Source organism: Shimia sp. MIT1388 (genome assembly GCF_047124445.1).
In the GTDB taxonomy this organism is placed as follows: Bacteria; Pseudomonadota; Alphaproteobacteria; order Rhodobacterales; family Rhodobacteraceae; genus Shimia.
In genome coordinates this window covers 2,660,789-2,672,772 of record NZ_CP138921.1, presented here as the reverse complement: position 1 = coordinate 2,672,772, position 11,984 = coordinate 2,660,789, and the positions used below count along the sequence as shown (strand labels likewise).

The window sequence follows — 11,984 nt, the reverse complement described above, 5'->3', positions numbered from 1 at the left end:
GTCGTCAGGCAAGGAGAAGGTTCCCTCCAAGTGGGAGTGCTTGGTTAAAAATACCCGCATTGGGGGAGTTTGAAATGTGCTGACCTTACGGCACTTAGGGAGTAGGGACGGGCTGCTCTGAGGGGGGCGAACGGTACGTTTGTCGGTTGTTCCGCGCTACTCGGCAGCAAGTTTCTGTCGCGTACCCGCCAAGAGTGCAGCCAATTCGGGACGGCAGGATCCACAGTTTGTCCCAGCGGATAGTGCCGTGCCGATTTGCTCAACCGAGATCAAATTTTGCTGCTCGATTGCGGACAAAATGGTGTTCACGCCAACGTTGAAGCAGGCGCAAACGGTCGGGCCTGGATCTACATGCGCAGCGCCTGGACGCCCAGCCAGAATGTGAGGGTTGTCTTGCCCCAAAAGCGAGCCCGCAAAGCTGCGTGACACTTGAACTGGAGCCTGATCCACAAACAATGCGCCTATAAGTTTCTTGTCTTTTTGAAAAGCCATGCGCGCGCGTCCCTTAGGGGCGTCAATCACGCTGGTACATTCAAGCTCGTCGGCATGAAACAGGTTGTGGGCAAACTCCGTCCAGTCGTCCGGTATTTTGTCGTCGGCTAACTCGACTTGCCAGCCAGTGTTCAGCTTGGCTTTGGCCCAGTATCGGGTAGAAGCGTTCAATTCGCAGACACTCACAGCATAGCCGTACCATTTGGCGCCGAATTTCGAGAGGCTGACGTAAGCGGACTTACTGTCTGGCTGACCTGACACCGGATCGACAATGGGAGGGACTAAATCGGATACGATGGATTGGGAGGAATCCTCACCGGTCCAGTGTATTGGAGCGAAGACACTGCCTTGTTCAACGCGGTCGGTAATCAACACTCTAAGAATTGCGACACCAAAGTCGTTTCGTACTTCAATCAAATCCGCGTCCGATACACCAAGGCTGTTCGCATCGCTGGGGTGAAGCTCCAAAAATGGCTCGCCATAGTGTTGGTTCAATCGAGCCGCCCGCGCGGTCCGGGTCATCGTGTGCCATTGGTCACGCACGCGGCCGGTGTTGAGGCGTAATGGCCGTTCATCGCTTTTAGTTGCCAGCGCTGGTTGCTTAACCGGAACAAGGTTTGCGCGGCGGTCGCGGGTGAAAAACTGACCGGCCCCAAAAAACCGTGGTTGTTGCGGTTTTCCCTGACGGGGAACTGGCCATTTGATTGGCGTCAAAGACGCGTACTCAAGGTCTGTGAGATCAGCCAATCCGGAAATATCAAAATCCTTCCCGAGGTCTGCGGCTTGTCCGGACAGTTCTGCGTGTTCGCGAAAGATTTCTGCCGGACTTGAGTAATTGAACCCGGTGGAAAAGCCCATGCGGCGGGCCACATCACCCATAATGTCCCAATCGTGCCGCGCTTCTCCTGGAGGCGGAAGCACTGCCCTTTGTCGGCTGATTGTGCGGTCCGAATTGGTGACGGTTCCGTCTTTCTCACCCCAGCCAGTGGCTGGTAAAACCACATCGGCAAGTTTTGCGGTGTCCGTGCTGGCAAACATATCCGAGACAACAACAAAATCGCAGTTTTCGATTGCTGCGCGCACTTTGCTGGCGTTAGGCATGCTCACCGCAGGGTTCGTACACATCACCCACAAAGCTTTGATTTTGCCGGCATCGACGGCGTCAAACATATCGACGGCTTTTAGGCCTTGTTGTGTCGGCATCGTTGGAGACTGCCAGAAATTCTGAACGCTTTCCCGATGTGTCGGGTTCTCGATGTCCAAGTGGCACGCAAGCATATTGGCAAGTCCACCAACCTCACGCCCGCCCATCGCGTTAGGTTGCCCGGTCACCGAGAAGGGCCCGCTTCCAGGGTTGCCAATCCGACCTGTTGCCAGATGGCAGTTGATTATGGAGTTCACCTTGTCGGTGCCATGATCGGATTGATTGACGCCTTGCGAGAAGATCGTGACGGTTTTTTCCGTGCTCAGCCAAAGTTGTGTAAAGGCCGCCAGCTGTTGTTCGGACAGTCCGGTAACCGAAACATCTGTCATGCTGGCTGTATCCAGCGCTTCGGTAAAACCATCTGTGTGTTTGGCTACAAACACCGCGTCCAAGGCCCCTTGTTCATAAGTTTGCGTGAGCAGGTGATTGAACAGGGCAACATCCGTGCCTGGAGAAAGTGCCAAGTGAAGGTCCGCAATGTCGCAAGTCGCCGTGCGCCTAGGATCGATCACCACAACTTTCATCTCGGGGCGTTCAGTTTTGGCGGCGGCAACGCGCTGGTAAAGCACCGGATGGCACCAAGCCAAGTTCGATCCGGTGATGACGACAAGATCCGCCAGCTCCAGATCTTCGTAGGAGCCAGGCACGGTGTCCGTGCCAAAGGCGCGTTTGTGCCCAGCCACTGTGGAGGCCATACACAGGCGTGAATTGGTGTCGATGTTCGCCGAGCCGATATAACCCTTCATCAGCTTGTTTGCGACGTAGTAGTCTTCGGTCAGCAGCTGACCGGAGACGTAAAACGCCACACTGCCAGGACCATGCTCCGCAATCGTGGTGCGAAACCTATCGGCTACCAGATCGAGCGCGTCATCCCAGCTTGCGGAACGGGTGCCGATCTGCGGCGTGAGGAGACGACCGTCCGCAGTGACGGTTTCTCCGAGCGCCGACCCTTTGGAACAGAGGCGTCCAAAGTTCGCCGGGTGATCCGGATCGCCTTTAACCGTGAGGCCACCTGCACCATCCGGCGTGGCAAGGACGCCGCAGCCGGTGCCGCAATAGGGACAAGTGGTGCAGACGGATGTGGTCATTCTGCAGACACCGATGGGCTCACAGCCGCCGCAGATATCAAAATGCGGTCGCCTTCGCATTTGACATCATAGGTCGCAACTTTACCTTCGTCCGCACCTTGGGCTTCGCCGGTGGTGAGATCAAAGACCCAATTGTACATTGGGTCGGTGACTTTCTCGTCGTGTTGGATACCGTTGGACAGCGGGCCAGCTTTGCCCAGTAGATATTCATCTAAAGCGTAGACGGTGTTGATGGCAGTGCGGAACACGGCGATGTCGCCGCGATGTGTCCGAACCACCCGTGCGCCCCGCAAAGGGATGTCATTGATGCTACCAATATCGATAAAATCGGTCATTCTGCGGCCACCTTTGTAAAGTCTGCAATCGGTGCAAATTCATGGGCGTCTTTGTCTTGTTTTGCGCGTTCAGCCCATGGATCGATCTGGTAGAACTTCTGCGAATAGTGGAACCGGTCAGCCAGCGCCTTGCGGTTTTTCAGATCATCGACAACCTGTTCTTTGACCCAATCAAGACCCACTTTGGCAATCCACTTGTAGGGGCGATGCAGGTACTGCGCCCCTTCGCGATAAAGCTGATAGAAAGCGCAAGATACTTCGATGGCCTCTTCTTCGGTCGCAACTTGCACCAGAAGATCGGTTTCCCTTAGGTCCAGACCCGCCGCGCCGCCGGCGAGGATTTGGTAGCCACTGTCAACGCAGATGATGCCCAGATCCTTACACGTGGCTTCAGCGCAGTTGCGCGGGCAGCCACTCACAGCCAGCTTGAACTTATGCGGCGACCAGGCGCCCCACATTGCGTCTTCAATCTTGATACCCACGCCGGTGCTGTCCTGCGTACCAAATCGGCAATGCTCTGACCCCACACAGGTTTTCACCGTGCGCAGGCCTTTGGCATAGGCCTGACCAGACATCATGCCTGCTTTGCCCAAATCATACCAAATGGCGGGCAGGTCTTCCTTTTTCACACCCAAAAGGTCGATGCGTTGACCACCGGTGACTTTGACCGTCGGCACATCAAACTTGTCCGCAGCATCCGCAATGGCTCGCAGCTCGGCCGGGGTTGTGATGCCGCCCAACATACGTGGCACAACCGAATAGGTGCCATCTTTCTGGATGTTGGCGTGCACACGTTCGTTGATGAACCGGCTCTTGCCGTCGTCTTCGTATTCACCAGGCCAAGCTGCAACCATGTAGTAGTTGAGCGCCGGGCGACAGATGTGACAGCCACAAGTGGTTTTCCAATCCAATTCCTGCATGGCTTGCGGGATGGATTTGAGTTCCTTGGAAACGATCAACTTACGCACGTCGTCATGCGACAGGTCGGTACACTTACAAACGACTTCTTTCTCAGGCATTTTGAAGTCGTCACCCAGTGTGACACCCAACAAATCCCCAACAAGGCCAAGGCAACTGCCACAAGACGAACCCGCTTTGGAAATGGCTTTTACATCGTCCAGCGTGTGAGCGCCGTCGTTGATGGCGGCGACGATTTGAGCTTTGGAAATGCCGTTACAACCACAGATTTCGGTATCATCCGGTAAGGCTGCAACGGCTGCCATAGGGTCCAGGGGGGACCCTCCTTGAAAAGCAGGGCCAAAGATGAGCGTATCGCGCATCTCAGAGATGTCCTCTTTATCTTTGATCAGGCCAAAGAACCAGTTGCCGTCCGCCGTGTCGCCGTACATGACGGCACCGACAATGCGGTTGTCTTCGATAACCAAGCGCTTGTAGATCCCGCGAGCCGGGTCACGATACACGATGTCCTCTCGGCCTTCCGCTTCGGCAAAATCGCCTGCGGAAAACAGATCACAGCCGGTGACTTTCAGCTTGGTGGCCACTTCTTTGTTCACAAAAGCGGCCGCTTCCCCAGCCAGTGTTTTGGCAATGACTTTTGCTTGGTCATAGATCGGCGCCACAAGGCCAAAGATGTCACCGTTGTGTTCAACGCACTCGCCGAGGCTAAGGATGTTTTCATCTGAGGTGACCATCTGGTCATCCACATGGATACCACGACCTGTTGCCAGACCTGCCTCTGCGGCAAGCGCAATAGATGGGCGGATGCCAACCGCCATTACCAACAGATCACATGGCAGCTCGGTGCCGTCATCCAGCAGGAGCGCTTTGACTTTGCCGTTTTCGCCGAGGATTTCTTTGGAATTGGCAGAGCATTTGACGGTAATGCCTTTGTCCACCAATGCCTTACGCAAAAGGTAGCCCGCCGCTTCGTCCAGCTGGCGCTCCATCAAGTGCCCCATGATGTGCACCACTGTCACGTCCACACCGCGCAGGGCGAGGCCAGCAGCCGCCTCAAGGCCAAGAAGGCCGCCCCCAATCACGACTGCTTTCGCATTCGGTACTTCCCCAAGTGAGATCATGGCATTGGTGTCTTCGAGATCGCGATAGGCGATCACACCGTCCAGATCATGGCCAGGCAGTGGAATAATAAATGGATTGGAACCGGTGGCGATGATGAGCTTGTCATAGGCCAGTACGTCTCCATTGTCAGACGTCACCGTTTGTGCGTCTCGGTCGATGTTCACGACCATTTCGCCAAAGCGTGTGGTTACACCGTTTTCTTCGTACCAATCGGCTGTGTGGGTGACGATCTCGTCAAAAGCCTTGTCGCCCGACAAAACCGGAGACAGCATGATCCGATTGTAAGTCCCGCGTGGTTCCGCGTTAAAAAGGGTGACGTCATAGGCGTCAGGGGCGGCTTCAAAGAGATGTTCGAGTGCACGACCCGCAGCCATCCCGGCCCCAATGATGATGAGGTTCTGTGTCATATCTTACTCCGCAGCAATGGCTTTGGCGGGTTTCGGCTTTGGTTTGGCGCCGTGCTCGTATTCTTCAAGGAAATCGAGCACGTCTTGGCGATAGCGGTAGTAGTCCGGATGCTCGAGCAGGGCTTTGCGAGTGCGCGGACGTGGGAGGTCGACATCCACGATTTTGCCGATGGTCGCTTGGGGCCCGTTGGTCATCATGACCACGCGGTCAGCCAACAGAATGGCTTCATCCACATCGTGCGTCACACAGATCGCGGTCACTTTGGTGCGGTCCCAGACTTCCATGAGCACCTCTTGCAGCTCCCAGCGTGTGAGGCTGTCGAGCATGCCAAAGGGTTCATCCAAAAGCAGAAGTTTCGGGGACAAAGCAAAGGCGCGGGCAATGCCGACACGCTGTTTCATGCCGTTGGACATGGAGTGCGCAGGGCGGTCCATGGCGTCGGCAAGGCCAACACGCTCCAGGTAGTATTCAACAACGTCCTGACGTTCGCCTTGGCTGGCTTTCGGGTAAACCTTGTCTACGCCAATCGCCACGTTTTCCTTGGCCGACAACCATGGGAACAGGTTCGGTGACTGGAACACTACAGCACGTTCAGGATCGGCGCCTTCCACGTGGCGACCATCCAGACGGATACCACCTTTGGAGATCGGGTTTAGACCCGCAGCCATGGTGAGAACCGTGGACTTACCACAGCCCGAGTGGCCAATCAGGGAGATGAACTCGCCGCGCTGCACTTTCAGGTCGAAATCCTCAACCACGGTTAGTGGACCTTTGGGCGTCGGATAAATTTTGTGCAGTTGCGAAAAGTCCAAGAAATTATGGTCAATCATGCCCTTTTGAGCATCTTTGACTGCCGCAGGGACGCCGTGGATCGGTGTGACGTCGGGCAGCACTTTTTTGCCTTCCGCCTTGGCTGCGATGCCTACGTCCATCAGATACTTGGTGACTTCGGCGCGCAGTTTTTTGAAGCCCTCGTGGTGGTTCATCTCCATGCGGTCGCGACAGCGTGGGATGTCGACTTTGAACTCTTGGCCCAAGTTGCCATCCGGGTTCAACGCGATGATCCGGTCGGCGAGAATGATCGCCTCGTCCACGTCGTTGGTGATCAGAACGCAGGTCTTTTTCTCCGCATCCCAGATCGCTTCGATCTCATCTGCGAGGTTGGCGCGGGTGAGGGCGTCCAGGGCGCTAAGAGGTTCATCCAGAAGCAAAACTTCGGGGTTCATCGCCAGAGCACGGGCCACGTTCACACGTTGGCGCATGCCGCCTGACAACTCCGCCGGACGGCGGGTGGCGGCGTGGGAGAGGCCGACCATTTTGATGTAGTGGTCAACGCGCTCTTCTTTTTCGGCCTTGGGCATGTTGGGGAACACGCTGTCCAGCGCAAGGCGCACGTTGCCGTTCACGGTCAGCCACGGCATCAGGGAGTAGGATTGGAAGATCACGCCGCGCTCGGGGCCCGGTTGGGTGATGGTTTCGCCCTTGAATGTCACGCTGCCAGAGGTGGGCATTTCAAGGCCCGCCATCAGGTTGATCAGCGTGGTTTTGCCGGAGCCGGAGAAGCCCAGGAGAACGAGGAACTCGCCCTCCTGCACTTCGAGATTGATGTTTTTCAGAACGTCGGTCTTGGTGGTGCCTTCACCGAAGCTCTTGGAGACATTGTCAAATTTCAGAACACTCATGGTGGTCACCGGTTGGATGTGAAGGTGAAGAGCGACTGGATCGCGTACATCAGACGGTCAAGCAGGAAGCCGATGATGCCGATGGTGAAGACCGCGACCATGATCTTGGCGAGCGAGCTGGAAGAGCCGTTTTGGAACTCGTCCCAGACAAATTTGCCAAGGCCCGGGTTCTGCGCCAGCATTTCAGCGGCGATCAGAACCATCCAGCCGACACCAAGGCTCAGACGCAGGCCGGTGAAGATCAACGGCAGGGCGGAGGGCAGCACCAGTTTGGTGATTTTGGTCCAAGTGTTCATCTTCAGAACCTTGGAGACGTTCACCAGATCCTTGTCGATGGAAGCCACGCCGAGCGCGGTGTTGATCAGAGTTGGCCATAGAGAACAAAGGGTTACGGTGATGGCTGAGGTCAGGAAAGACTTGGAGAACAATCCGTCATCCACGGTGTAAGTCGCAGAGACCACCATGGTCACGATTGGGAGCCATGCCAGTGGAGAGACCGGTTTGAAGATCTGGATCAGCGGGTTCACAGCGGCGTTGGCGTAGGGAGACAAGCCCGCCATGATGCCGATTGGCACGGCAATCACGGTGCCGATCAGGAAGCCGAAGAACACGGTTTTGATCGAAGTCCAGATCTGGTCGTAGTAGCTTGGGCTGCCTGTGTATTTGATATCTTTGACTTTTTCCGGCTGGCCGTTGGCGATGAACTTGGCGTTGCGGGCCTCGACGCGTTCGTTGAATTTCGCTTCTTTGGCGGCCTTTGCTTGGGCGTCTTCGTGCAGGAGCACGGCTTCGGTCCAGACCTCTTTGGGGCCGGGAACAGCACCAAGGGAGGTTTGCACCTTGGGTGCGAGGCTGCCCCAGAGCATCAGGAAGACGGTGATGGCCAGCAACGGAACGCCCAAAAGGCGCCAGATTTCAGCGGCTTGGGCTTTTGGGTTGTCGCCAGCAGCGGCTTTCAGAATCGGGGTGATGAAGCTGAGACCGATGACCTGAAACCAGGCGTCGGCCTTGTTGATGCGGGTGAAGAGGCGGGCGCGGCGGGCCTCGCGCTCTTCATCTGCGATGTTTTGCGGGTCGATTGTGGTCATTGGCGTGTCCGTGGCTCTGGGCGCTGTTGCGGTATTGGTTAATGCCGGGGAGCGGCTGATTTTGACGTCGGTATTTTGTCGGTATCGCGACTGTTTCGCGGAGGTGTGGTTTGGCGGGACGGGTGCGCGTTAACCGCCCGTCCGTTGCGTCGCGGGAGAAGGGGGGAGCCGTCCTTCCCGCGACGAGGCGCGTTAGCCTTGCACCTCAGTGCCCACGACACGTTGGTCGCCTTTCAGGCCGATTGGCAGGCTGTCGAGGTAGGCATTTGGTGTGCGGCCGTCGTAGGCGATTCCGTCGATGATGTCCTCGGATGGGGTTGGCGCTTTGTAGCCGTCGCTGTCCCATGGGAAGTCCGCTTCGTTGGCCAGACCTTCGTCCACCAGCAGGCGGGCCGCTTCGAGGTAAATCGCAGGCTTGTAGACCGACTTCGCGACCTCGTCATACCAGCTGTCAGGCTTCGCTTCGGCGATCTGACCCCAACGGCGCATCTGGGTCAGGTACCAGACGGCGTCGGAGTAGAATGGGTAGGTCGCGTTGTAGCGGAAGAACACGTTGAAGTCTGGAACCTCACGCTTGTCACCTTTTTCATACTCGAAAGTACCGGTCATGGAGTTGGCGATCACCTCGTAGTCCGCGCCGACATATTCCGGTTGGCTCAGAATGCGCACGGCTTCTTCGCGGTTGGCGTTGTCGTTTTCATCCAGCCACATAGCGGCGCGGATCAGCGCCTTGGTCACGGCCAGGGTGGTGTTTGGATATTTCTCGGCAAACTCGGCGTTCAGGCCGAAGACTTTCTCCGGGTTGTTCTTCCAGAGTTCGTAGTCGGTGATCACAGGTACACCGATGCCTTTGAACACGGCCTGTTGGTTCCAAGGCTCACCCACGCAGTAGCCGTAGATGGTGCCCGCTTCCATGGTGGCCGGCATCTGCGGCGGTGGGGTCACGGACAGCAGCACGTCTGCGCCAATCTGTCCGGTGATGTTTTCTGGGGAGTAGTAGCCTGGCTCCAGACCACCGGCGGCCAGCCAGTACCGCAGTTCGTAGTTGTGGGTGGAGACCGGGAAGACCATGCCCATGTTGAACGGCTTGCCTTCGGAGGTGTATTTCTCAACAACCGGCTTCAGCGCGGAGGCGGAGATCGGGTGCTGTGGACGGCCATCGTCCATCAGCGGCACGTGTGGCTTCATTTCTTCCCAGATCTGGTTGGACACGGTGATGCCGTTGCCGTTCAGGTCCATGGAGAAAGGCGTGATGATATGCGCCTCAGTACCGTAGCCAATGGTGGCGGCGAGTGGCTGACCTGCGAGCATATGAGCGCCGTCAAGCTGGCCGTCGATCACGCCGTCCAGCAGCACTTTCCAGTTGGCTTGGGCTTCGAGCGTCACGAAAAGGCCTTCGTCATCAAAATAGCCCTGCTCATAAGCCACGGCGAGCGGGGCCATGTCGGTCAGTTTGATGAAGCCGAAGGTCAGCTCATCTTTTTCGAGTTCCAGTTCTGCGAGGGCCGGAGACACGAGCACGGTCGTGGCTGCCAGGATCGAAGCAATGCGTTTCATATTACTGTCCTTCATGTTGTGCCCTTTGGATGGAGGAGAGGGCGAAAAACGAAAAAAGCCGCGCGACCAGCACCGAAGGAGGAATTTCGGCGGGTCGAGCGGCTTTGCTCAGATAGGTCCCCAATCATTCGGGGCGGTTTGCGTAGCGTCCTTGCTGCGCGTTGATGCCATTAGGCGTTTTGGGCGCGTGAGTCTCAAGATCGAAGCGGTGGATTTGCTGCGATGCAGCGGATGATCTCCGCATTTGCACAAAAAGTCAGCATTCTGGATGGCTCGGGTCGAAAACTTGGTCATCAAAGAAGCGATCCGGGCCTAGAATCAGAGTGCCGGAGTCCGTTGCCGCCGTTGTCGGGGAGGCCAGCGCGCCCTCGAGTTTCTTAGACGCAGCGGGCAAGTCTGCGCCCAGTGGGCCGAGGTGACGGCGGTAAAGGTCAGATCGGAACACGGCGGCAGCTTTGGCGGCAGATTGTGCCCGGTCCAAGCCAAAGCGCGCGGCCATGCGTGCGCCGATCCAGGCGCCCTGACTTTTCCAGGGGAAGGTGGCGGCGCCGTCAAAGAACGCCATCATGCGAGGCACGGTGCGAGATTTTCCGCGCGCGTTGATCAGCAGATTGCCAGTCAGGGCGCGCTCGGTGATTTCAGTAGATACACCGAGGTATTCCGGCCAGCTCAGGATTTCGGAGGCGGTGGCGCGTTTGTCTTCGCGTCCCAGCCAGCGCCCCGCTTTCCAGACTGCACGCATCAGGCGGCCAGTGAGGTCATCTTCGGACGCGGCCCAGTCGCGGCGTACGGCGAGAACTTTCTCCGGGGCAAACTGCCAGATGGCCGCGCCCGGGAGCAGGAGGCTGCCGCCGCCTTGTTCCACGGTGATCGAGCCCCAAGGTTCGCCGACGCAGAAGGCGTCCACTTCGCCCGCGGCGATGGCATCGGCCATCAGAAGCGGCGGGATTGTGCGTAGGTCAAGTGATTTGGCGACGTTGAGACCGGAGGCAGACAGCCAATAGTGCAGCAGTTCCGCGTGCATCGAAAACGGGAAAGGCACGCCGATGCGCAGGGGCCTGTTGAGGGTCGCGAGGGCTTTGCCCGCTGCTTGAGCGTCGAGAAAATCGGGTGTGACACCGAGAGAGACGATCTCATCGGCCAGAGCGTTGGAGATGCCTATCACATTGCCATTTATAGATAAAACGCTGAGGGCATCGAGTTGGGTGGGCAGGCCACCAAGCCCTAACGCCATGGCGACAGGCACCGGGGAGAGCATGTGGGCGGCTTCGATTTGGCCCAAAATGAGCCGATCCCGCAGAGTGGACCAGCTGGGCGCGCTTTGCAGGTTCAGCGCGAGGCCTTCCTCTTCGGCAAAGCCAAGTTCGCGCGCGATGATTAGTGGGGCGGCGTCCGCCAGGGGCATGAAGCCCACAGAGAGTGGCAGGGTTCTCATGACAGCAGCTCCGAAGCGGTGACCAATGCCTGCGCAACGTCGGCGATCTTTTTGTTCTGGCTCATCGCGGTTTTGCGGATGAGGGCATAGGCTTCGTCTTCGCTCATGTTGCGCGCGCGCATGAGGATGCCTTTGGCGCGGTCGATGATTTTGCGTTCCTCCAGCGCGCGTTTGGTGGCCTCAAGCTCCGAGCGCATGCGGGAGAACATGTGGAAGCGGGCGATGGCCGCATCCAGCACAGGTTTGATGCGGTCCGGGTGCATGCCGTCGACGACATAGGCCGACACTCCGGCTTCGATCGCGGCCTTTGTGAGGCCATCGTCAGACCGATCAACAAACATGGCGACGGGGCGTTCGAGCGGGGAGGAGGCCAATGTGAGCGCGTCGATGGCATCGCGGCTGGGATTGGCGACGTCAACCAGCACGAGGTCCGGGTTGAGTTCGGCAACGGAACGGGCGAGGCCTGTGGATTCCGACAGCACACGAATGTGGTGGTCGCCCGTGGCAATCAAGCTGTCGATGATGGCATCGGCGCGGGTCTTGTCGGGCTCGACAATCAGGATGGTGAGCTTGGCGGTCACGGCTCTTTGGGCTCCGCTGGCTGGTAACGCGCCAAGCTAACGCTGCGCTGCGGCGAAGGGCCAGAGAGAGGGGG

General features: G+C 57.6%; 8 protein-coding genes. All 8 read right to left on the bottom strand.

Going from position 1 to position 11,984, the window contains the following annotated elements; genetic code table 11:
• Positions 1-156 precede the first annotated feature (156 nt).
• Complete coding sequence (locus tag SIB92_RS13260; RefSeq protein WP_412552494.1) at positions 157-2,784, bottom strand: molybdopterin-dependent oxidoreductase; 2,628 nt, start codon at positions 2,782-2,784, stop codon at positions 157-159.
• Entirely contained in the window at positions 2,781-3,119 is a 339-nt protein-coding gene (locus SIB92_RS13255) for a nitrite reductase (NAD(P)H) small subunit (protein ID WP_412552493.1), read from the bottom strand. The genes SIB92_RS13260 and SIB92_RS13255 overlap by 4 nt, the downstream gene beginning before the upstream one ends.
• Positions 3,116-5,566 (bottom strand): nitrite reductase large subunit NirB, encoded by a 2,451-nt coding sequence (gene nirB / locus SIB92_RS13250; protein ID WP_412552492.1) that lies wholly within the window; start codon positions 5,564-5,566, stop codon positions 3,116-3,118. Before nirB ends, SIB92_RS13255 begins: the two co-directional genes overlap by 4 nt.
• 3 nt (positions 5,567-5,569) lie before the next feature.
• Complete coding sequence (locus SIB92_RS13245) at positions 5,570-7,249, bottom strand: ABC transporter ATP-binding protein (protein WP_412552491.1); 1,680 nt, start codon at positions 7,247-7,249, stop codon at positions 5,570-5,572.
• A gap of 5 nt (positions 7,250-7,254) precedes the next feature.
• Positions 7,255-8,337 carry an ABC transporter permease gene (locus tag SIB92_RS13240; RefSeq protein ID WP_412552490.1) on the bottom strand — a complete coding sequence of 361 codons (1,083 nt, stop codon included), beginning with the start codon at positions 8,335-8,337 and terminating at the stop codon, positions 7,255-7,257.
• A gap of 192 nt (positions 8,338-8,529) precedes the next feature.
• The gene (locus tag SIB92_RS13235) at positions 8,530-9,894 is read right to left on the bottom strand and encodes a CmpA/NrtA family ABC transporter substrate-binding protein (RefSeq protein ID WP_412552489.1); all 1,365 of its coding nucleotides are present in this window, start codon (positions 9,892-9,894) and stop codon (positions 8,530-8,532) included.
• A gap of 256 nt (positions 9,895-10,150) precedes the next feature.
• Positions 10,151-11,329 carry an ABC transporter substrate-binding protein gene (locus SIB92_RS13230; RefSeq protein WP_412552488.1) on the bottom strand — a complete coding sequence of 393 codons (1,179 nt, stop codon included), beginning with the start codon at positions 11,327-11,329 and terminating at the stop codon, positions 10,151-10,153.
• The gene (locus SIB92_RS13225; protein WP_168590955.1) at positions 11,326-11,910 is read right to left on the bottom strand and encodes an ANTAR domain-containing protein; all 585 of its coding nucleotides are present in this window, start codon (positions 11,908-11,910) and stop codon (positions 11,326-11,328) included. Before SIB92_RS13225 ends, SIB92_RS13230 begins: the two co-directional genes overlap by 4 nt.
• Between the last annotated feature and the right edge of the window lie 74 nt (positions 11,911-11,984).

Bases quoted from the DNA above. Each gene is read 5' to 3' on its own strand.
- SIB92_RS13260 (WP_412552494.1), bottom strand. From the start codon at position 2,784: ATGACCACATCCGTCTGCACCACTTGTCCCTATTGCGGCACCGGCTGC.
- SIB92_RS13255 (WP_412552493.1), bottom strand. From the start codon at position 3,119: ATGACCGATTTTATCGATATTGGTAGCATCAATGACATCCCTTTGCGG.
- nirB (WP_412552492.1), bottom strand. From the start codon at position 5,566: ATGACACAGAACCTCATCATCATTGGGGCCGGGATGGCTGCGGGTCGT.
- SIB92_RS13245 (WP_412552491.1), bottom strand. From the start codon at position 7,249: ATGAGTGTTCTGAAATTTGACAATGTCTCCAAGAGCTTCGGTGAAGGC.
- SIB92_RS13240 (WP_412552490.1), bottom strand. From the start codon at position 8,337: ATGACCACAATCGACCCGCAAAACATCGCAGATGAAGAGCGCGAGGCC.
- SIB92_RS13235 (WP_412552489.1), bottom strand. From the start codon at position 9,894: ATGAAACGCATTGCTTCGATCCTGGCAGCCACGACCGTGCTCGTGTCT.
- SIB92_RS13230 (WP_412552488.1), bottom strand. From the start codon at position 11,329: ATGAGAACCCTGCCACTCTCTGTGGGCTTCATGCCCCTGGCGGACGCC.